Source organism: Burkholderia sp. SRS-W-2-2016 (assembly GCF_001931485.1).
In the GTDB taxonomy this organism is placed as follows: domain Bacteria; phylum Pseudomonadota; class Gammaproteobacteria; order Burkholderiales; family Burkholderiaceae; genus Paraburkholderia.
In genome coordinates, this window is the sequence record NZ_MSDV01000019.1 from 37279 (window position 1) to 57745 (window position 20467).

Annotated in this window: 17 protein-coding genes; 10 read left to right on the forward strand and 7 right to left on the reverse strand. The window is 64.5% G+C overall.

Going from position 1 to position 20467, the window contains the following annotated elements:
• Window positions 1-186 precede the first annotated feature (186 nt).
• Both BTH42_RS06620 and BTH42_RS06625 read right to left on the reverse strand, forming a co-directional pair.
• Window positions 187-642: a type II 3-dehydroquinate dehydratase gene (locus BTH42_RS06620; RefSeq protein WP_075297104.1), complete on the reverse strand. Its 456-nt coding sequence runs from the start codon at window positions 640-642 to the stop codon at window positions 187-189.
• A gap of 78 nt (window positions 643-720) precedes the next feature.
• Window positions 721-2097 carry an MFS transporter gene (locus tag BTH42_RS06625; RefSeq protein ID WP_083654680.1) on the reverse strand — a complete coding sequence of 459 codons (1377 nt, stop codon included), beginning with the start codon at window positions 2095-2097 and terminating at the stop codon, window positions 721-723.
• A 243-nt stretch (window positions 2098-2340) separates the two neighbouring features.
• On the opposite strand from BTH42_RS06625, the gene BTH42_RS06630 reads away from it, so the two are divergent.
• From BTH42_RS06630 to BTH42_RS06650, 5 genes are all read left to right on the forward strand, one after another.
• Window positions 2341-3123: an IclR family transcriptional regulator gene (locus BTH42_RS06630; protein WP_075297108.1), complete on the forward strand. Its 783-nt coding sequence runs from the start codon at window positions 2341-2343 to the stop codon at window positions 3121-3123.
• Between the two features lie 147 nt (window positions 3124-3270).
• The gene (locus BTH42_RS06635) at window positions 3271-4344 is read left to right on the forward strand and encodes a porin (RefSeq protein WP_372237248.1); all 1074 of its coding nucleotides are present in this window, start codon (window positions 3271-3273) and stop codon (window positions 4342-4344) included.
• A 683-nt stretch (window positions 4345-5027) separates the two neighbouring features.
• Window positions 5028-5735, forward strand: coding sequence for a dienelactone hydrolase family protein (locus BTH42_RS06640; RefSeq protein ID WP_075297112.1), 708 nt, complete (start codon window positions 5028-5030; stop codon window positions 5733-5735).
• Window positions 5736-5865: 130 nt separating this feature from the next.
• Window positions 5866-6900 carry a helix-turn-helix domain-containing protein gene (locus BTH42_RS06645; protein WP_083654681.1) on the forward strand — a complete coding sequence of 345 codons (1035 nt, stop codon included), beginning with the start codon at window positions 5866-5868 and terminating at the stop codon, window positions 6898-6900.
• Between the two features lie 4 nt (window positions 6901-6904).
• Window positions 6905-8146: a Zn-dependent hydrolase gene (locus tag BTH42_RS06650; RefSeq protein ID WP_075297116.1), complete on the forward strand. Its 1242-nt coding sequence runs from the start codon at window positions 6905-6907 to the stop codon at window positions 8144-8146.
• Between the two features lie 116 nt (window positions 8147-8262).
• Here the strand turns inward: BTH42_RS06650 and BTH42_RS06655 are convergent, their stop codons facing one another.
• Entirely contained in the window at window positions 8263-8952 is a 690-nt protein-coding gene (locus BTH42_RS06655) for a methylated-DNA--[protein]-cysteine S-methyltransferase (RefSeq protein WP_075297118.1), read from the reverse strand.
• Window positions 8953-9222: 270 nt separating this feature from the next.
• Here BTH42_RS06655 and BTH42_RS06660 point away from each other — a divergent pair, with 270 nt between their 5' ends.
• The 4 genes from BTH42_RS06660 to BTH42_RS06675 all read left to right on the forward strand — a co-directional run bounded on the left by BTH42_RS06660 (window position 9223) and on the right by BTH42_RS06675 (window position 12809).
• The gene (locus BTH42_RS06660) at window positions 9223-10590 is read left to right on the forward strand and encodes a leucine-rich repeat-containing protein kinase family protein (RefSeq protein WP_075297120.1); all 1368 of its coding nucleotides are present in this window, start codon (window positions 9223-9225) and stop codon (window positions 10588-10590) included.
• A complete protein-coding gene (locus tag BTH42_RS06665) occupies window positions 10590-11579 on the forward strand; it encodes a substrate-binding domain-containing protein (RefSeq protein ID WP_075297122.1) in 990 nt (329 codons plus the stop codon). The genes BTH42_RS06660 and BTH42_RS06665 overlap by 1 nt, the downstream gene beginning before the upstream one ends.
• An 83-nt stretch (window positions 11580-11662) precedes the next feature.
• A complete protein-coding gene (locus BTH42_RS06670) occupies window positions 11663-12316 on the forward strand; it encodes a LysE family translocator (RefSeq protein WP_075297124.1) in 654 nt (217 codons plus the stop codon).
• A gap of 61 nt (window positions 12317-12377) precedes the next feature.
• Window positions 12378-12809: an NUDIX domain-containing protein gene (locus tag BTH42_RS06675; RefSeq protein ID WP_083654682.1), complete on the forward strand. Its 432-nt coding sequence runs from the start codon at window positions 12378-12380 to the stop codon at window positions 12807-12809.
• 43 nt (window positions 12810-12852) lie between these two features.
• On the opposite strand, the gene BTH42_RS06680 is transcribed toward BTH42_RS06675, so the two are convergent.
• The 3 genes from BTH42_RS06680 to BTH42_RS06690 are packed head-to-tail and all read right to left on the reverse strand — an operon-like array spanning window position 12853 to window position 17092.
• Window positions 12853-13839, reverse strand: a complete 987-nt coding sequence (locus tag BTH42_RS06680; protein WP_075297128.1) for a hypothetical protein — start codon at window positions 13837-13839, stop codon at window positions 12853-12855.
• Between the two features lie 2 nt (window positions 13840-13841).
• Complete coding sequence (locus tag BTH42_RS06685) at window positions 13842-14360, reverse strand: (2Fe-2S)-binding protein (RefSeq protein WP_075297130.1); 519 nt, start codon at window positions 14358-14360, stop codon at window positions 13842-13844.
• On the reverse strand, window positions 14348-17092 hold the full coding sequence (locus BTH42_RS06690) for a xanthine dehydrogenase family protein molybdopterin-binding subunit (RefSeq protein WP_075297132.1): 2745 nt from the start codon (window positions 17090-17092) through the stop codon (window positions 14348-14350). Before BTH42_RS06690 ends, BTH42_RS06685 begins: the two co-directional genes overlap by 13 nt.
• 704 nt (window positions 17093-17796) lie before the next feature.
• Here BTH42_RS06690 and BTH42_RS06695 point away from each other — a divergent pair.
• Window positions 17797-18942, forward strand: a complete 1146-nt coding sequence (locus BTH42_RS06695; RefSeq protein WP_075297134.1) for a branched-chain amino acid ABC transporter substrate-binding protein — start codon at window positions 17797-17799, stop codon at window positions 18940-18942.
• A gap of 108 nt (window positions 18943-19050) precedes the next feature.
• Here the strand turns inward: BTH42_RS06695 and BTH42_RS06700 are convergent, their stop codons facing one another.
• Window positions 19051-20439 carry a TIGR00366 family protein gene (locus BTH42_RS06700; protein ID WP_075297136.1) on the reverse strand — a complete coding sequence of 463 codons (1389 nt, stop codon included), beginning with the start codon at window positions 20437-20439 and terminating at the stop codon, window positions 19051-19053.
• Between the last annotated feature and the right edge of the window lie 28 nt (window positions 20440-20467).

The window sequence follows — 20467 nt, forward strand, 5'->3', positions numbered from 1 at the left end:
GTACGCAAGTTGTCTGACCTCTTCGTCGATTATACGGGTTTTCCCTGATCCGAAATTAATCGTCGTGCGGACGCGACAGTGGGCGGGGAGGGTGGCGCGCGGCCAATAAAAAAGCCGTGCTACGGAGAGCACGGCTTTGCATCTATCAAAAGACAATCCGGCGCGCCGCTCAACCCGCGGCGCCAATCACCCGAAGTTAGCCTTCCTCCCCAGCGCCATCGCCATTGCCTGCAACGCAACGAGATACCCGTCGGCCCCAAGCCCGCAAATCACGCCGGTCGCCACCCGCGAAATCAGCGAATGGCGATACGTCTCATCGCGCTTATGAATATTGGTGATGTGCAACTCGATCAACGGCCGCTCGATCAGCTTGGCCGCATCGAGCACCGGCACCGACCCGAACGAAAAGCCGGCCGGGTTCAGGATCACCGCCGCGTCGCGCTCGAATGCTTCCTGCAGCCAGTCGATCAGCGTCGCCTCGCTATTGGTCTGGCGAAACTCGCAGCGCAGTTCGAGGCGCGCGGCGAGCGCCTGCATCTGCTGCTCGATCTGCGCGAGCGTGGTGGTGCCGTACAGATGCGGCTCGCGCCTGCCGAGCATGTTGAGGTTCGAGCCGTTCAATACATAGACGAGATCAGTCATGGTTCTATTACCTGTTTGCCAAAACGATGGAGCCAAATACGTGCGCACTGCGAAATGAAAAAGTCCCCGGCGTCACCGTCACAGCCGATGACTATTGCCCGCATGCACGGCCGCGAAATCGTCCACGCCGCTGACGGCCGCCGCCGAGTCGGTGCGGTTCATATCGATACCGGCGGTTTCGCGCGCGGTCAGAATCATCACCAGCGAAATCACGTTGAACACCACGCACACCGCGACGACGCCCCACGGCGAACCGTTGCACACCGCGAACAGCCACACCGCGAGCACCGGCATCGGACCGCCGGCCACCAGGTTCGCGCCGGTATAGGCGAGCGCCGAACCGGAGTAGCGCACGTTGGTCGGAAACGCCTCGGCGAACGCGACCGGCTGGATGCCGCTCTGGAACTGCGTGAAGCCGAGGAAGAAACCCATCGCGGCGAGCATCGGCACGAAGCTGCGGGTATCGAGAATCTGGAAGTAGACGAACAGCATCAGCAGCGTCGCGGTCGAGCCGATCGCGAGTGCTTTCTTGCGGCCGATCCGGTCGCTCAGCATCCCGCCCGCCAGCGCGCCGACGATCGCGCAGACGTTCGCGCCCATCAGCAGCAAAAAGCCGGTTTGTTTAGGAATCGCCAGCGTTTTGGTGATGTAGCTGAGCGAGAACACCACGATCAGATAGAAGATCGCCGCCGGGCCGCAGAAGAACAGCATCCAGCGCAGCACGGTGCGCCAGTGCAGCCGCAGCGCGTCGCGCAGCGGACTGCCGACATGCACGACCTCGGTCTTGCGCAGCGCGACGAAGGCCGGCGTTTCGCTGACGCGCAAACGGATATACAGCCCGACGATCACCAGCACGAAACTCATTACGAACGGGATGCGCCAGCCGTAGCTGTCGAACGCCGCGGCGGACATCGTCGACGACAGCAGGAGCAGCACGCCGTTCGCCATGATCTGGCTGAGCGGCGAGCACAGGCCGAGAATTCCCGAGTATTTGCCGCGCCGGTCGGGGCTCGCGTGCTCGATCGCCATCAACTGCGCGCCGGTCGATTCGCCGCCGAGCGCGAAGCCTTGCAGGATTCGCAGCAGCACCAGCAGCACCGGCGCCCACACGCCGATGCTGGTGTAGGTCGGCAAAAAGCCCATTCCCATCGACGCTAGCCCCATCACGGTGACGGTCCCGAGCATCAGATTGCGGCGCCCGAGCTTGTCGCCGAGATGGCCGCAGATGATCGCGCCGAGCGGCCGCGCCGCGAGCCCGACGCCGAAGGTCGCGAGCGACGCGAGCAGCGCGGAGGTCGGGTCCATCGACGGGAAAAACAGCCGCGGCAGGATCGTCGCGGCGAGTGCGCCGTAAAGCGTGAAGTCGAACCATTCGAGCGCGGTGCCGATCGCGGCGGCCGTGACCGCGCGGGTGCGCATCGCGGCGTGCGAGCCGGGTTGTGCAGCGTCCATCATGTTGTCTCCTTGTGCATCTGCCGCGCGGCTGGGCGACCGGGCTGTGCCGGGTGCGCCTGCCGCGCTGTTGTGTGAGCGAGAAATGTAATCGGTAGTCCGGAACGATTCGCGTCGGTGGACACGTGTCCGCTACCGTGAAAACAGCTTAACACCCGTGGGTGGGATGCCATTCCAGGGTGGAATTTCATCTCATAATGTGCAAAACTCGTCGCACACACGAATACAAGAATCCAGGAGACAGAGATGCCCGGCGTCACCGAACGCACCCTCGCGGTACTCGAATTTCTCGCCACCCAGATGGAGGGCACGCCGCTCGCGATGATCTCGGATGAACTCGACATCCCGCGCAGCGCATGCCACCGGCTGCTGGTCGATCTGAAGCAGTGCGGCTACGTGCGGCAGCTGCGCGAGCACGGCGACTACGTATTGACCACCAAACTCGTCGGCCTCGGACTCGGCTTTCTCGCGACGTCCGGCATCGTCGATATCGCGCAGACGATGCTCGACCGCCTCGCGGAAAAATCGGGCGAGCTGGTGCGGCTCGCGATCGTCGACGGCGACCGCCTCACGTGGGTCGCGAAAGCGCAGGGCGCGCTGAAGGGTCTGCGCTACGACCCCGACATGGGGATGGACACGATCCTGTCGTGCAGCGCGACCGGCCACGCATGGATGATGACGATGACGGACGAACGCGCGCTCGAACTGGTGTCGCGCCAGGGCTTCGGTCAGCCGAAACAGTACGGGCCGAATGCGCCGACCACGATCGCCGGCTTGCTGAAGTTCGTGCACGCGGCGCGCGAGCGTGGCTACGCGACGATCAACGAGGTGTTCGCGCCCGGCATGACCGCGATGGCCGCGCCGGTGCAGCGACGCGGTTATCCGGCGCTCGGCGTGATCAGCATCGCCGGGCCGCTGGTGCGGCTCGACGAAAAACGCATGGCGAGCCTCGGTCCGACGCTGCTGGCGGCTGCCGCGGAAGTGGCGGCGGCGAGTCATGCGTCGCCGTTGTTCAATCGCGGGCGGTAGGCGTTAGGCGTTAGGCGTTAGGTGTTGGACGGCGCTACCGCAAGTGGTGCTGCACGAGGCCGCGCGAACGTGATAACTTCGCTCGCGATACAGCCGATCGATGTGCCCGCGGAGGACCTGATCCTGCGACATGCTCCGGTGATTTTCGTGAAGACCGCCCGCCATCGCGCGCGGCTGGCGTTTAACTTGAGCGCGAAAGCGGGCCTTGTTAGCGGCGCGCTACTTTTCTTCCACGCCCAAACCGCGTTCGCCGCGCTCGGCAACGACAGCGGTTTCGTCTCGCTGTACGGCGTGTTCGACACCAGCCTCGAAATCACCGACCCCGGCTCCGGCTGGACCCCGCGGCTCGACTCGGGCGCGTTTCGCGGCTCGCGTCTCGGGCTGCATGGCGCGGAGCCGCTCGGCAACGGCACGTCGATCGTGTTCACGCTGGAGAACGGCTTCAGTTCGGTCGACGGTTCGATGCAGCTTCCCGGCTCGATCTTCAACCGCCAGGCGTGGCTCGGCGCGAGCGGCGCATGGGGCGAAGTGCGCGTCGGCCGGCAGTACTCGCCGATCTATATCCCGTTCAAGGGCGATCTCGATGCGTTCGGCGCCGGCACCATCGCGTCGGGGCTCAACAACCTGTCGAAGATCACGCCGTATGCGAGCAACGCGATCGCGTATCTGTCGCCGCGCGTCGCCGGTTTCAGCGCGACGCTGATGACCGCGACGCGCGATCCGTCCGAGCACGACGGCAACGGTATCGACGGCTACTACGTGACCGCGACCTATCATCTCGACGCGCTGCATCTGCTGTACGCGCATCAGCAGACCCACGGCAGCGGTGCGCTGCGCGCGAATCTCGGCGGCGCGAGCTACGGCTTCGGCCATCTGCGCGTGTGGCTGGCGTTTTTCAACGGCGACGGCGGCTCGCCGGTCTATCACGGCGCGGGCGGCTCGCTGTCGGCGCAATACAGCTTCTCGGCCCATGCGCGCGCCGCGCTCGGTTATGCGCACGTACGCGACTACACGACCTCCAACGGCAGCGCGGACCAGTTCAGTGCCGCGTTCGAATACGACATGTCGCGCACGTTGCTGCTCTATTTCAGCGCCGCCTATCTGGCGAATCACGAAGACTCGAGTTTCACGCTGCGCGGCGTCAACGTGACCGGGCTGCCGGTCGCCTATCCGGGTGCGCCGGTCGCGGGTGTGCAGGTCGGCTTGTTGCAGCGTTTCTGATATCGATTCGACCCGGCCGGCAGTGCTCGCCATTAGCCCACTAATTGGGTAAAGGCGCGTGAATCGATAGCGTGTAAATATGCGTGGGCAGTGTCGGAATTAACCCGATGCGAAATGCACGGAATTTCTATAAATCGCGCCGTTCTTCGTCAAAGTCCGGATGGCTTTTGACTTGTCAGGTTTCCGGATAAAAAAAAGGCCGGCACGAAGTGCCGGCCTAAAGATTCTGGCGTCCGAGGATGTTGGCCAGAACCTGAGAGACGTGAACGTGAAGCAGTGAAGCGGCGCAACGCATGGGCCTGTACGGCTGGCCGATGCAATGCGCGGTAAGCACGCCGCGCTTACCGGCGGCGCTTTCCAACGGAATACGGGTAACGTCAGGTTCGCAGGTGGAACGACCGGCCGGTGAGCGTCGCTGAACCAAAACGCATGGCGCCGAGTATAACGTCGTAAATCGATTTTGTGAAAGAAAAATATTACCATTTAATTAGCACGAAATTGTCACGTTTATCATTCGATTGGCGGATTGGAATAAGGATCGAATTGATTCGACTTGCATTCTGTTGACAGCGCGGTTTGAAATGCGGCGCGCGGTTCGCGCATCGGCGCGCAACGCTGTATTGGCGGGCAGAACAGCGGGTAGTGGCGCTATGCTAGCGGTCTCGTCTACTCAAGGAGCAACCATGACCCAACCCGCAGGTTCGATGATCACGTTCAACCGCCCGGACGGCAAGCAGTTGCAGGGCTATCTCGCCACGCCGCAAAAAACCGCCGGCGCGCCCGCGGTCGTCGTGATTCAGGAATGGTGGGGCGTGAACGAGCAGATTCGCGGCGTCGCCGATCGGCTCGCGCAGGCCGGCTATTTCGCGCTGGTGCCCGATCTGTATCGCGGCAAGACGACCGTCGAGGAAGAGGAGGCGCATCACCTGATGAGCGGCCTCGATTTCGGCGACGCCGCGAGCCAGGACGTGCGCGGCGCGGTTCAATACCTGAAGCAGCATTCGGCGAAGGTCGGCGTGACCGGCTACTGCATGGGCGGCGCGCTCACGCTGCTGGCGCTGTGCAACGTGTCCGAAGCGGCGGCCGGCGTGGTCTGGTATGGCTTCCCGCCGCTCGACTATATCGATGCGTCGAAGATCAGCGCGCCGGTGATGGGTCACTGGGCGCTGCAGGACCAGTTCTTCGCGGCCGACACCGTCGATGCATTGGAAAAGAAGCTCGGCGAAGCGAATGTCGACCTCGAGTTTCATCGTTATCAGGCGCACCATGCGTTCGCGAACGAAACGGCGGTCGGGCCGGGCCGCATCGCGCAGACCCAGTACGATCCGGTGTGGGCGCAGCAGGCGTGGGACCGCACGCTGACGTTCTTCGGCCGCACCTTGTGGAAGTGATTCGCGGGTAGACCTGAGAGGCCGCGCGGCCGGTGCCCGCGGCCGCTTCGCAAAAGGCCGGATCGTCATCCTGGGCACGCAAAGTGCGGCTATGATCCCGTGCAAATGACGACCCTGCGGAGACACCTTGATGAGCGATCCGGTAGCCGGCCGCGCGAGCACCGCGACAGCCGCGCCGACCGCGACAGCGGCGAAGTGCGAATACAGCCACTTCGATACCTATCGCGCCGCGCCCCAGGCGCAACTGCTCGCATGGCGCGAGCGCGTCTGCTATATCCTCGATGTGCCGATCTCGCGCCAGCAACTGAGCGAAGGCTTTCGCGCGAGAGTCGACAGCTATCGCGTCGGCGGCATGGCGTTCATGGATTGCAGCACCGATCCGATTACGCAATCGCGTCCGCTCGCGCGGATTTCGACCGACAGCATGCGCGACTTCGTGTTTCATGTAGCGCTCGACGGCCCGTTCGAAACCACGACCGGTCCGTATCCGAAGCGCACCGCGCTGCAAACCCGCCCGGGCATTCTCGCGCTCGACCTCGATCAGCCGATGCGGATGGCGCGCGGCCCGTGTCACATGATCGCGCTGTTCGTGTCGCGCGAGATGGTCAACGCGATGCTGCCCGAAGCGGAGTCGATTCATGGCAGCGTGCTCGAATATCAGACGCCGCTCGCGCGGCTGATTCCCGCGCAACTGGCCGAGCTGGGCCGCACGCTGCCCACGCTGAGCGCGCCCGACGCGCAACAGGCGCTGTACAGTTGCGTGCAGCTGATCGCCACCGCCTTCGGCAAGCAGAGCGGACTTATCGGCAATGCGCGCGCGATCGCCCGTACCGCGTGCTTCGCGGCCACGCGCCGCTATATCGATGCGCATCTCGGCATGGCGGACCTGACGGTCGAACGCGTGCTCGCGGTTTCGCAACTGTCGCGTCCCACGCTTTACCGGTTGTTCGAACCGGAAGGCGGGCTGGCCGCGTATATTCGCAACCGCCGGCTGCGCGAAGCGGCCGACGAGTTGCGGCGCTATCCGCACAAGCGGGTGATCGACGTCGCGTATGGCTGGGGCTTCAATAGCGCGTCGGACTTCAATCGTGCGTTCAGGCGTGCTTACGAGATGTCGCCGGGCGATTTTCGCGCGACGGCATCGGCAATCAATCAAAGGAGATGACAACGTGGTGAAGATCGATCCGGACCGGCTGATGGCCGACCTCAAACAGCTGCGCAGTTTCGGCGCGACCGGTCCCGGCGTGGTGCGGCTGTCGCTGTCGCCGGTGGATCTGGCGGCGCGCGAGTGGCTGGCCGGCAGGATGAGCGAAGCGGGTCTCGATGCGCGCATCGACGGCATCGGCACCGTGTTCGGGCGCTCGCGCAATCCCGGCCCCGCGCTGCTGATCGGTTCGCATACCGACACGCAGCCGACCGGCGGCTGGCTCGACGGCGCGATGGGCGTGATCTACGGGCTCGAGATCGCTCGCGCGCTCGGCGAACACGAAGCGACCCGGCATCTGGCGGTCGATGTCGCGTCGTGGATCGACGAGGAGGGCACGTTCTCCGGACTGCTCGGCAGCCGCAGCTTCGTCGGCGAAGAGGTGGACAGCGCGATTCGCGACGCGGCCAACCGTCAGGGCGAGCGTCTCGAAGACGTACTGGCGGCCGCGGGACTCGCGGGCCGGCCGCGCGCGCAATTCGAGCCGGGCCGCCAGCTCGCCTATCTGGAGCCGCATATCGAGCAGGGCGGGCGGCTCGAAGCGATCGGCAAAGCGATCGGCGTCGTCACGACGATCGTCGGCATGCGGGAGTTGCGGCTGCGCTTTACCGGACAGCGCAATCACGCCGGCACCACGCCGATGGCGATCCGCCGCGACGCGGGCGCGGCGCTGGTCGCGTTCATCGCGACGATGAACGACGCGTTCAAACAGCTCGCCGATGCCGACACGGTCTGGACCGTCGGCCGCATCGATCTCGAACCGGGTTCGATGAGCGTCGTGCCGGGCACCGCCGACATGTACCTGCAATTTCGCGACGCCAATCCGGCGCGGCTGCAGGCAATGGAAAGCGCGCTCGCCGAACTGGTGCGCGACTTCAATGCGCGTAACGCGGTGAGCGTCGAACTGCAGACCGTCGACGAAGCGATCGACCCCGTCAGCATGGACGCGACGCTCGCGGAGCACATCGCGCGAGCGGCCGAGGCGATTGCGCCGGGGCAATGGCTGCACATGCCGAGCGGCGCCGCGCACGACGCGCAGGTGATCGCGCGCTGCATGCCGGCCTGCATGATGTTCGTGCCGAGTATCGGCGGCGTGAGTCACGACTTTATCGAGGACACGGCCGAGCAACATATCGTGCTCGGCTGTCAGGTCGCGGCGACGGCGGCCGCTTCGATGCTGCTGGAGTTGGCGGCTAACGTCAGTTGATAGAGCGAGAGCGGGGCGGCGGCGTTGCGTCGCCGCCGGATCGCTCACGCGTTACCTCTGTGGCCGCCCGGTTGACGGGCTATTGCCGCGCAATCGCGGCGGCGGCGCGTTGCCGCTCAGTTTCCGAACAGCGATGCCTGAGTGCCGCGGCTCGGCGGATGACGCGCCGGTTGCGCCGCTGTGGCGGGTTCGGCAGCGGCCGGTTCGGCCGCGGGCTTCGGTTTAGCCGCTTGCGTTGCTTGCACCGTTTGCCGCGCCGGCTCGCGCTGTTGCTCCTGCCCATGCTCCCGCTCGGCCCCAGCCTCGGCCGCCGCTTCGAGCGAAGTCTGTCCCGCCTCCAGCGCCAGCAACAGCATCTTGTTCGCGAGTCCGCCGGCGAACCCGGTCAACTCTCCCGATGCGCCGATCACGCGATGACACGGCGCGATGATCGAAATCGGATTGCGCCCGTTGGCCGCGCCGACCGCGCGCACCGCGTTCAGATTGCCGATCTGCTGCGCGATCTCGGTGTAGCTGCGGGTCTGGCCGAATGGAATGGTCAGCAGCGCGTGCCAGACTTTCTGCTGGAATTCGGTGCCCTGAAACTCGAGCGGCAGATCGAAGCTCTGCCGCGTGCCGGCGAAGTACTCGCGCAATTGCCGCTCGGTTTCGAGTAGCACCGCGAGTTCGTTTGCTTCGACCATTTCGCCGAGCCGCACGCGGTTCGGTTTGTCGTGTTCCCACAGAATCGCCGCGAGGCGCTCGCCTTTTGCGACGAGCTTCAACTGGCCGACCGGCGACTCGATCAACTTGTATGCGTACGTCATTTGAATCTACTCCTGACGGGGTGGAGGCGCGCGGCTTGCGGCATCTATCCGCGATCTGTCGCGGAAAGCCGCATAAAGGCTGCGCCGTTATTCTGCAGTGTGTGCTTCACGTGGTCTGAACGCGCTCCGGATCTTGCGGTCTGATTCGCATTCGACTGGCCGCCGCGAACCCGGCGTTTCGCGCCACTGTACCGCAGAGAGCCGTCAACTCAGTAGAATTGAGTCCTTCGGTACGACGCGCGGCGCTACCCGAACCTTTTCTCCACGACTGTGACCACCACTCTAGAACAACTGCGTACCGGCCAACTGGCCGGTGCACGCGAACTCAAACTGGCGTGCGGCCTGCGCGAATTTCCGCGCGAAATCTTCGAGCTCGCCGATACGCTGGAAGTACTCGATCTGTCGAATAACGCGCTGACCACGTTGCCCGACGACCTGCCGCGGCTGCGCAAATTGCGCATTCTGTTCGCGTCCAACAATCCGTTTACGGTGCTGCCCGCCGTGCTCGGCGAATGCGCGCAATTGGAGATGATCGGCTTCAAGGCGAACCGGATTCGCGAAGTACCGGCGAGTGCGTTGCCGCCGCGCTTGCGCTGGCTGATTCTGACCGACAACGAAATCGAGTACTTGCCCGCCGAACTGGGCCGCTGCACGCAGTTGCAGAAGCTGATGCTCGCCGGCAACCGGCTGCGTTCGCTGCCCGAGGAGCTTGCATCGTGCACGCGGCTCGAATTGCTGCGGCTCGCGGCCAACCGTTTCGACGAACTGCCGCGCTGGCTGCCGCGGATGCCGCGCCTCACGTGGCTCGCGTATGCGGGCAATCCGTTTAACGCGGCGCTCGAACAGACGGCGCTCAGCGACACGCCGATCCGCGCGATTCGCTGGAATGCGCTGAAGCTCGAACAACCGCTCGGCGAAGGCGCATCGGGCGTGATCTATCGCGCGGCATTAAGCGCTGAAGCGGACACCGATGCGGACGCCGCCGCGCGTCCGGTCGCCGTCAAGCTGTTCAAAGGCGCGGTGACGAGCGACGGCTTGCCCGACTGCGAAATGGCCGCCTGCATTCGTAGCGGCGATCATCCGAATCTGATTCCGGTACTCGGCAAAGTGATCGATCATCCTGCGGATACGCATGGACTCGTGATGGAGCTGATTGAGCCGCGCTTCGTCAATCTCGCCGGGCCGCCGAGCCTCGCATCGTGTACCCGCGATATCTACAGCGACGCCGCACGTTTCGATCTGGACACGCTGCTCGGGATCGCGCGCGGCATCGCGCAAGTCGGCGGCCATCTGCATCGGCGCGGCGTAATGCATGGCGATCTGTACGCGCACAATATCCTGCACGGAGGCGCCGGGCACGCGCTGCTCGGCGACTTCGGCGCGGCGTCGTTCTATCGCGCGGACGATCGCGAACTCGGCGGCGCGTTGCAGCGGCTCGAAGTGCGCGCGTTCGGCTGCCTGCTCGAAGAACTGGTCGAACGCTGCGCCGCGCTCGACGCCCAACCGCGGCTTGCCGCGCAACTCGCCGCATTGCAGGCGCGCTGCCTGAGCGAGCAGCCCGACAGCCGGCCGCTGTTCGACGAGATCGCCGCCTGCATCGCGGCGCTCGATCGGACACGCGACGAAGGAGACAAGTAATGACGCAGAACCTGCGCCGCCGCGCGTTGCTCGCGAGCGCGCTGGCCGCGACCGGCCTTGCGGGTCTGACCGGCGCGGCCGGCCTCGCCCGTGCCGCGCGCACCGAAGCGATGTCCGTCGCGAAGCCGAAGATCGCGCTGGTGGTCAAATCGATGACGGACCCATTCACGGTCGCGATGGTCGATGCCGCGCGCAATTACCAGCAGCACTTCGCATCGCAATTCAGTCTGACGATCCGCGGCACCGCGAAGCAGACCGATACCGCCGCGCAGATTCGCATGGTCGAGGAGATGATCCGCTCGAAGATGAACGCGATCGTGATCGCGCCGACCGATTCGAAGGCGCTGGCGCCGGTACTCGCGCGCGCGATCAAGGCAGGCGTCATCGTGATCACGATCGACAATCCGCTCGACGAGGCCGCGCAAAAGACCGCCGGTATTTCGGTGCCGTTCGTCGGGCCGAACAACCGCAACGGCGCGCGCCAGGTCGGCGAATATCTGGCCGCGCGGCTCAAGCGCGGCGATCAGGTCGGCATCATCGAGGGGATTTCGGTCAGCAGCAATGCGCGCCAACGCACGGCCGGCGGTCGTGACGCGATGGAAGCGGCCGGCATGCAGGTCGTCGCGGTGCAGTCCGGCAACTGGGACTACGGGCGTGGCCGCGACGTGGCCGCGAAGATGCTAGTCGATCATCCGCAGTTGCGCGCGCTGCTGTGCGGCAACGACAACATGGCGATGGGCGCGGTCGACGCGATTCGCGACGCGGGCCGCGGCGGCGGTGTCTACGTGACCGGCTACAACGCGATCGACGCGATCAAGCCACTGCTCGCCGACGGCCGCGTACTCGCGACGATGAATCAGTTCGCCGACCGCCAGGCGGTGTTCGGAATCGACTTCGCAGTCAAAGCGGTCAGCGAGCACCGTAAGCAGCGCGAACTGTCGCCGCTGGTCGAGACGCCGCTGCAACTGGTGACGGCGGCGAAACGTTGAGGTTGCGTGGGTAACGCATTTTTGTCCGTGGCATGATCCCCTTGCTGTTCGACCGCATCTAAAAACGACACGCAAGGTCCGTCATGTCATTGCACACCTGGTTGTTATTCGCCGCCGCTTATCTGCTCACCACGATTTCGCCGGGGCCGAACGTGCTGCTGGTGATCCGCAACTCGGTGCGCTATGGCAGCCGCGGCGCGGCGGCGACTGTCGGCGGCAATCTGCTTGCGCAAGCGGTGGTGGTGCTGCTGGTGGCGCTTGGCGTCGGTGCGGCACTGGCGGCGTTGCCGCCGCTGTTCGTCGCGATGAAGGTGCTCGGCGCCGCGTATCTGATGTATCTCGGCATCAAGCAATTGCGCGGCGGCAAAACTCAGGCGGGCCAACATGCGCAAACCACACAGCCCACGGCTGGCGCCTTGCCGGTCCACACGTTCGAATGGAAAAAAGTCTTCCGCGAAGCGTTGCTCGTATCGGGCAGCAATCCGAAGACGTTGATCTTTCTATCCGCATTCATGCCGCAATTCATCGACCATGAGCGCGCGTTGGCGGGCCAGTTCATCGTCATGTATCTGACGGTCGCGGTGATCGTCGCGAGCGTGCACGCCATCTATTCGTTCGGCGTGCGCGGCCTTCATCGGCGCTTCGGCGCGAATCGCTGGCTTGCGGTGCTCAAGCGCGGCAGCGGACTGATCTTCGTCGCGCTCGGCCTCAAGCTGCTGGCCGCGCAGCGCGCATAACGGCACGACCGCGCGCGGCTGCATTACACTCGCGATTCTGTCAGTTGCCCGCGAAATCACCATGAGCCGAATGCAAAGCGTCGTCGACGTCAACGTGCTGTTTCTGAATCCGCACGGCGAGTGCCTGTTCCTCCAGCGCGCGAATACCGGCTTTCGCGACGGTCAGTACTCGCTGGTGGCGGGCCATCTCGAACCGGGCGAATCGGTGGAAGAGTGCGCGATTCGCGAGGCGAAGGAAGAGGCGGGCGTGACGATTGCGCCCGGCACACTCGAATTCAAACTCGTGATGCGACGCGATTCCGACCAGAATCGCATCAGCTTCTTTTTCGCGTGCCATGCATGGGATGGCGTACTCGCGAACATGGAGCCGGATAAATGCTCGGGCTTCGTGTGGGCGAAGCCCGATAATCCACCGGCGCCGGTGGTCGACTATATCGAAGCCGCCCTCGCGCAAATCCGCGAGGGCGTGATGCTGGCCGATTTCAAGGCCTGAACGCCGCGACTTTCGCGCCGCGGCTTTTCATACGAAGCCCCGCTCAACCACCCTTCGTGCTGCCTTGCGCATTCGGCGCGAAGTGGCACTTCGGATCGTTCTTGCCCTGCTCGGAGCAGCAGGTCAGCAGATTCCTCACCGACTCGACGTTCGCCGCATCCCACTCGTCCTTGCTGCGGTTATTGTCGATTGGCATCCAGTGATTGAGCGGATAGCTGCTCGCCAGCTTGTTGCTGCCTTTGGGCGGCGCCAGCATGCCGGCCGCGAGCGGCACATAAATGCTGCAGCTCTTTTCATTGCCGATCCGATGGCAACCGATGCAGGTATTGCCCGGCGTGCTGATCGACAGCGTCGCCCACGACTCGAACGCATCGCCGAGATTGATGTACTTGCCCCACGGATCGGTCGGCACCTTGTCCCACACCTGGCCGATCCACGGGCTGTACATCACCGGACTCGCGTCGTGGCACGACACGCATTTCTTCGTCGCGGTCGCGGCGGGCGCCCACCAGAACGTCTCGGCGGACACGTGTCCGGGCGGCGGCGTCTTCTCGTTCGGCGGCGGTACGCGGGTCGCGTTGAAGCCCGCCGCGCTGCCCGGATGCTCGGCATGAAACCAGCAGGTTTTGCCGTTGCCGGTGTTGTGCAGCACGATGTCGACTTCGTCGTAGAGCGGACTTTCCTTCGAGCGAATCATCTTGCGGCGGCAGAACGCCGAGATCTCCGTTTCGCCGTGCGACAGGTTCAGGATCTTCGAGTACGGCGTACACGGCCCGGAAGTCGGCGCTTCGTAGGGCAGCAGCGCGGGCCGGTCGCACGTCATGTTCGCGAAGTAGCGCGCCGGCACGCGGTTGTTCACTGTGATCGGCACCGTCGTACCCGCGTTGCAGTCGAACGCCGGAATCTCGCCGATCTCGTCGGCGCATTGCTGACCGTATTGCAGCAGCGTTTGCTCCGCCATACCGGCGGCGAAGCTCGAGCGCGCCGCGCACATCAGCAGCAGTAGCAGTACGCGCAAACAGGTTGTCATCGTCATGCTCCGTTGCGGGTATAGGGCGCCGCGACCTTGCGGATCGCTTCGAGGTACTTCACGTAGCCGGTGCAGCGGCACAGATTGCCGCCGATCCACGACTCGATCGTGTCGTCGAGTTGCGCTGCGTCGACCGGATTCGTGCGCAGGTGATCGAGCATCGCGGTCGCGGCCATCAGAAAGCCGGGCGCGCAGTAGCCGCACTGGAACGCGAACGATTCGAGAAAGCTCTGCTGCAGCGGCGACAGCTTGCCGTCCCGCATCAAGCCCTCGACCGTATAGACGTGCAGCCCCTCGACCGCGCTGACCGGCGTCGAGCACGCGAGGGTTTTTTCCATCGGCGCGTCGGGCAGGTTGCGGGTGCCGACCGTGCACGCGCGGCATACGCCGATTCCGCAGCACAGCTTGGTGCCGGTCAGATCGCGCCGTTCGTGCAGGAAGTCGATCAGGTTCATGTCGGCGTCGTCCGCTGGCGCGTCGACGGCCTCTCCGTTGATATACAGGCGAATCACGCTGCCCATTGCAAAGCCCTCCGAATCTGTTCCGGCGTAACCGGGGTTTCCCTGAAGCGTTGGCCTGTCGCCATCGCGAGTGCATTGAGCAGCGCCGGCGCGATCGGGCACATCACCGCCTCGGCGATGCCGCGCGCGTTGTGCGGATCGTCGGCGGGCGGCGGCAGCGCGATCAGCGTTTGTCGTGGAATGTCGGGGAGCCGCGTGATCTGGTAGCGGTCCAGATTCCAGCGGCCGTTGCCGGGGCCGTCGTTGCCGAGCGGGCAGGTTTCGCTCAGCACGTTGCCGATGCCCATCGCGACCGCGCCTTCCGATTGCCCTTGCACCAGTTGCGGACACAGCTGCCGCCCAACGCTCACCGACGACACCACGTGCTCGACCTTCACCCGTCCGTTCGACGGATCGACCGACAGCGCCAGCAACGCGGCCGACGGTGCATAGGTGGTGCGCTGGAACTTCGCGCCGTTGACCGCCGGCTGATGCAGCTCGCGTTGCAGCGGCGTCAGACTGTCCGGATTCATGCCGACCGCGACGTAGTCGTATTCGATGTCGGCGGGACCGGATTTGAACGGATAGGTGGCGGTCCAGAACGAGCCCGCGTAACTCGCATGCACGGCCGCGACGGTCGGCAGATTCAGGTTACGCATCTGTTGCAGCAGATCGGCCCACGGCAGCGGTTTGCCGTTGCCGTTCGCGACCAGCGCGCCGTCGACCCACTTCACGTCGGCGGCCTTCACGTTCTGATGCCACAGCGTTTGCGCGGCGGGCAGCACGCTTTCGAGCAGCAACGCCTGGGCCGCGCCCTTTACTGCGTGGTACTGATGAAATGCGCCGAGGCACGCGCTCGACGATCCCGAGCCGTAGCGCACGTCGGTCGGTTTCTGCGGATTGCTGGTGGTGTTCAGCCCCAGCGCGTTGAACGGTTCGAACACGCTCATCGCAATCGTCCGCGCGTTCTGGCCGAGATATTCGGAAGGCGCGAGACCGAGCGTGGTGGCCGCGCCGTTGCCCATGTCGGTGTAGGTCGTGATTACGCGCAGGCTGCCGTCGGGCAGTACCTGCACCATCCCGTACATGCCGTCGCCGGAGGTGCCGAATGCTTCGTTGGCCATCGCGAGGCCGACGCCGTATTTGAGGCCCTGGGCCGCGCGTTGTGCGCGCGTCGCGTCGCGCTCCCGCCACAGCGGATGCTGTTCGAGCCCATCGAGCACGCCGTTCAATTGCAGATCGAACAGGATCGGCGCGCCGGTGATCGCGCGGCCGCGTCCGAGCGACGGCGCGCTGCCGAGCAGATTGGCGCGGCGAATCTCGAACGGCGACATGCGCAGTTCGGCGGCCGCTTCGTCGAGCAGCGTTTCGATCGCGATGAACGCCTGCGGACCGCCGAAGCCGCGCTGCGAGCCGCCGAATACTTCCGGCGTGTACAGCGACGCGGCGGTCGCGTTCGCGCGCGGAATTTCATAGCAGCTCATCGCGCTCAGCGCCGCGAGTTGCGCGACGTACGGCGACAGATTTTTCTTGCCGCCGCCGTTCATCGTGAAGTCGCAACTGAGCGCCTGGATCTTGCCTTGCCGGTCGAACCACAGCGCTTCGGTAAATTGCGTTTCGCAGCGTTTGAGACCGACCTGGAACTGCTCGTAGCGCGACTGCTGCCAACGCAGCGGGCCTTGCGCGAACGGCGCCGCGAGCGCGAGATAGAGCGGGAAATACGAACGATCGCGGCCGCCGAAGCCGCCGCCCGGATAGCACGCGACGATGTGCACGCCGTTGATCGTCACCTTGCTGTTCGCGAACAGCGCCGCGGCGCTGCCCGCGTCCTCGCCGGCCGATTGCGTGCCGAGCACGAGGCGCAGTTGGCCGGCGCTCGCGTCGTACCACGCGAGCCCGCTTTCCGGTTCCATGAACACCGGGTCCATCGCGGGCGTGATGAAACCGGCCGGGTTCGACGCGCCGGCCCTGAACCACGTGCCCGCGTCGAGGTTGCGCTGGATCGTCGCGTAGATGTTCTCGCGGGCCTTTGCGAGCGCCGCCAGATACGCGGGGGTCGGTTTGCCGTCGCTGCCGGTCTGGTAGTCCTTGACGTAGTTGAAGTTGGTGTCATCGTCGCGCACGTAGGTCGTGGTCGGCGTATACGGGACCGCCTTCGGACGATCCTCGGCATTGACCGGTGCGCCGTAGCGGATCGCGCTGTCGTTGAATTCGAGCAGCTTGCGCGCGCGCCGGTACACGTCGAAGTTCGCGAAGATCAGCAGCGCGGCGGGCTGACCGTAGCAGTCCGCCGCGTGGCCCTTGCGCGCGAGCCAGTAGATGTCCTGACTCGCGATCGGATCGGTTTCGGGCGCGAGCGCGATCTGGCGCGCGAGCAGCGCATCGGTGTCGACGATCGCAATCGGCCGCAATTCCGGCGGCAGCATGCTCAGGTCGTAGCCGTCGTATACGCGATCGACGCGATTGCAGCGCAGCGCATAGAGCCAGTTTTCCTGCTTCGGCCAGCCGGCGAAGTCGCTCGCCTTGAAGTCGCGCGCGTAGATTTTCTGGCCGGTCACCTTCGGCACGCCGTCGATGCGCCAGCGTGCCTGGCCCGGCTCGGGCGCCCACGGCGGACCGTTGTCGGGCTCGGTTTGCATCGACGCCGAACTCAGCACCGCCGCCGGCAGATTGCTGATCGAAATCGCGACGAGCGTACTGCTTCCCATCACCTTCAGGAAGGTACGGCGTGTAACGGGGATATCGAAAGCCATGTGGGGCTCCGGGAATTAATTGTTATTTGGGTTTTTATGCAAAACGATTGAATAGTCTTGTTATTTATCGCGCATGACGCGACGCACGCAGCCGGTTTTAAGCCGCTGCGGAATTAATGGTTAAGAGTGGTCCGCCAGATGTCCCGGTAAGCGTGCAATGCGCCGTCTCAGCGCGCGCGAACCCATAGCGAACAAGCGTTGCCGGCGACCCTGCCGGTCATCGCAGTGGCTGCGAACGGTGCGTGGATGTCCCGGTTTGAATACCCCTGCCTCTCATCATGTTGATTGCTCGCGTCGTCTTTCTTTATTCATTTTTGAATCGACTTTTCGGCAATGCTAGGCGGAATAAATTTTTACCGCAAGATAAGTGTGAAGAATATCCGGATTGAATGATTGGCGATGCTTTTTAGCGTCGCCGCAAGCGCTTTTCAACTCGCTGACAAGGCCTGCGAGGCGGCCGGAAAAGAGCATGTCGACGCGGGCGCGCGTGCTATCTCGAAAAAGCCGGTCGTGCGCAAATCTGTCGCTCCGGCGAGATTTGCGTTATTGTGCTGCCACTTAAAAAGGCGGACGGGCGCAGCCAGCCCGATCCGCCGCAAATCGACTCGTCCGGCAAGGATGAATGGCGCGTGACCGCAGTATCGGGACCATCAGCAATGCCCAACCACCCGGTTGGCAAGGTAAGCAAAGAGGAGATGTGTTGTATGTCGTTCAAATTTCATAAGCTGCTGCCGGTTAGCGCGGCAGTCGTTGCATTCGCAACTATCGCCGGCACCGCGCACGCGGATCAGGTCGTCAAGATCGGTCACGTCGGTCCGCTGACGGGCGGCTCCGCCCACCTCGGCAAGGACAACGAAAACGGCGCGCGCCTCGCGATCGAGGAAATCAACGCGAAGGGCCTGACGATCAACGGTCAGAAGGTCACGCTGGTGCTCGACGCGCAGGACGACGCGGGCGACCCGCGCCAGGCCACCCAGGTCGCGCAGAAGCTGGTCGACGACAAGGTCGTCGCGGTGGTCGGCCACCTGAACTCGGGCGCATCGATTCCGGCCTCGAAGATCTATAGCGATGCGGGCATCGTGCAGATCTCGCCGTCGTCGACGAATCCGGCTTACACGCAGCAAGGTTTCAAGACGACGTACCGCGTCGTCGCGACCGATGCGCAGCAAGGTCCTGCACTCGCAACTTTTGCCGCGAAGAACCTGAACGTGAAGTCGGTCGCGGTGGTCGACGATTCGACCGCGTACGGCCAGGGCCTCGCGAACGAATTCGAAAAGACCGCCAAGTCGCTCGGCCTGAAGGTCCTGTCGCACGACGCGACCAACGACAAGGCAGTCGACTTCCGCGCGATTCTCACCAAGATCAAGGGCGAGAATCCGGACGCGATCATGTACGGCGGCATGGACGCGACCGGCGGCCCGTTCGCGAAGCAGGCGCGTCAGCTCGGCTTGCGCGCGAAGATGCTGTCGGGCGACGGCGTCTGCACCGAAAGCCTCGCGGACCTCGCCGGCCCGGCGGCCGGCAACGTGGTGTGCTCGCAGGCCGGCATGGCGATCGAGAAGATGGACGGCGGCGCGCAATTCGCGGCCAAGTACACGAAGCGCTTCGGTCACCCGGTCGAATTCGATGCACCGTTCACGTACGACGCGGTGTATATCGTCGTCGACGCGATGAAGCGCGCGAACTCGACCGAGCCGGCGAAGATTCTCGCGCAGGTTCCGGGCACCAACTTCAAGGGCGTGACCGGCCAGACCGCGTTCGACGCGAAGGGCGACCTGCAGCACGGCGTGATCTCGCTGTACAACTACAAGGACGGCAAGAAGACGCTGGTCGACGTGGTGAAGATGTAAGAAGCGGGTAGCCGCCGATCAGCGGTAAATAGCAAAAGGGCCGATGAAGCATGCTTCATCGGCCCTTTTTGCATCCGGCATCGATGCGTGCTGCGCGGAGTTAAACCGTTACGGCACCAGCCACAACGCCACCGCGTAAATCACCAGCGACACCGCGAACGTCACCGCGGTATAGCCCATCACGCGCTGGATGCGGATGCCCGCGATCGCGACGATCGGCACCGCCCAGAACGGCTGCAGCATGTTCGACACGTTCTCGGCCATTGCAACGCCCATCGCGGTACGCGGCACCGACGCATGCAGGCTCAGCGCGGCCGGCAGCACGAATGGACCCTGCACCGCCCAGTGGCCGCCGGCGCTCGGCACCAGCAGCGTGATGATCAGCGAGCTCAGGAAGCTCCAGATCGGCAGCGTGACCGGCGAGGCGATCGTCACGAACGCTTTCGCGATCATCGACGCGAGCCCGGTGCCCTTCATGATGCCCATGATCCCGCCGTACATCGGGTACTGCAGCAGCATCGAGCCGGTCTGGCGCGCGGCGCGGCGGATCGAATTCGCGTACGCGATCGGCGTGCGTTGCAGCGCGAGGCCGATCATGAGAAAGATCAGGATCGTGTTGTTGATGTCCAGATCGAAGCCTTCCTTGCGCCACGTGATCGTCAGATAGCCGATGCCGAGCGCGAGCAGCAACAGCGTGCCGAGCATCGACTGTTCGAGGCGCGAGGCCAGCGACGACGCATTGCTCGCGCGCGCGTGCGGATCGTCGCTCGGTGCGTCGGCGGCGGCTTCGGCGGTCTGGCGGAACGCGATCACGTTTTCCGCTTTCGGATGCATCTTGATGAAGATCGCGGTCATCACGACCACCACCAGCACGGTCGGAATGAACACGAACGGCGCGAAGATCGTCTGGCTGAGCGGCACCACCTGGCCGGTCGCTTTCTCGACCAGGTTCAGCGCATTGCCGTGCGACGCCTGCGACAGCGCAATCGAACTCGACAGCCCGCTATTGCAGATCGACCACGCCGAATAACTGCCGGCCACGAGCCACGCGAAATCGACGTCGACGCGCCGCGCGATTTCACGCGACAGCAACGCGCCGACGATCAGCCCGAGCCCCCAGTTGAGCCACGCGGCGAGCGCGACGACCGGGAACACCAGCAGCGCGGCGCGCGCCGGCGTGTGCGCATGGGCGGCGAGCGCGCGCAGACCGCGCTGCACGACCGGCGCTTCGGCGATCGCGTAGCCGGTCGCGAGAATCAGGATCATCTGCAGCGCGAAACCGAGGATCCCGAATGTTCCGGTGTACCAGGCATCGAGCAGCGTGGGCAGCGTGCCGGTCGGCGCGATCAGCATCGCCAGCACCGCGACGAAGAACGTCAGGCAGATCGACAGTACGAACGGATCGGGCATGACCTGTTCGAAAACATAAACCAGCCCTTCGACGATACCGCGCGAGGCGGCAGGCCGGGCGGCATGGGGAGCGGTGTCTCGCTTCATGTGTATGACTCTGTGTGATACCGGCCAC

Excerpts from the sequence above, each read along its gene's own strand:
- BTH42_RS06630 (WP_075297108.1), top strand. The coding sequence starts at position 2,341 with ATGCCCGGCGTCACCGAACGCACCCTCGCGGTACTCGAATTTCTCGCC.
- BTH42_RS06700 (WP_075297136.1), bottom strand. The coding sequence starts at position 20,439 with ATGAAGCGAGACACCGCTCCCCATGCCGCCCGGCCTGCCGCCTCGCGC.
- BTH42_RS06620 (WP_075297104.1), bottom strand. The coding sequence starts at position 642 with ATGACTGATCTCGTCTATGTATTGAACGGCTCGAACCTCAACATGCTC.
- BTH42_RS06695 (WP_075297134.1), top strand. The coding sequence starts at position 17,797 with ATGTCGTTCAAATTTCATAAGCTGCTGCCGGTTAGCGCGGCAGTCGTT.
- BTH42_RS06670 (WP_075297124.1), top strand. The coding sequence starts at position 11,663 with ATGTCATTGCACACCTGGTTGTTATTCGCCGCCGCTTATCTGCTCACC.
- BTH42_RS06690 (WP_075297132.1), bottom strand. The coding sequence starts at position 17,092 with ATGGCTTTCGATATCCCCGTTACACGCCGTACCTTCCTGAAGGTGATG.
- BTH42_RS06665 (WP_075297122.1), top strand. The coding sequence starts at position 10,590 with ATGACGCAGAACCTGCGCCGCCGCGCGTTGCTCGCGAGCGCGCTGGCC.
- BTH42_RS06645 (WP_083654681.1), top strand. The coding sequence starts at position 5,866 with ATGAGCGATCCGGTAGCCGGCCGCGCGAGCACCGCGACAGCCGCGCCG.
- BTH42_RS06680 (WP_075297128.1), bottom strand. The coding sequence starts at position 13,839 with ATGACAACCTGTTTGCGCGTACTGCTACTGCTGCTGATGTGCGCGGCG.
- BTH42_RS06640 (WP_075297112.1), top strand. The coding sequence starts at position 5,028 with ATGACCCAACCCGCAGGTTCGATGATCACGTTCAACCGCCCGGACGGC.
- BTH42_RS06625 (WP_083654680.1), bottom strand. The coding sequence starts at position 2,097 with ATGATGGACGCTGCACAACCCGGCTCGCACGCCGCGATGCGCACCCGC.
- BTH42_RS06675 (WP_083654682.1), top strand. The coding sequence starts at position 12,378 with ATGAGCCGAATGCAAAGCGTCGTCGACGTCAACGTGCTGTTTCTGAAT.
- BTH42_RS06655 (WP_075297118.1), bottom strand. The coding sequence starts at position 8,952 with ATGACGTACGCATACAAGTTGATCGAGTCGCCGGTCGGCCAGTTGAAG.
- BTH42_RS06685 (WP_075297130.1), bottom strand. The coding sequence starts at position 14,360 with ATGGGCAGCGTGATTCGCCTGTATATCAACGGAGAGGCCGTCGACGCG.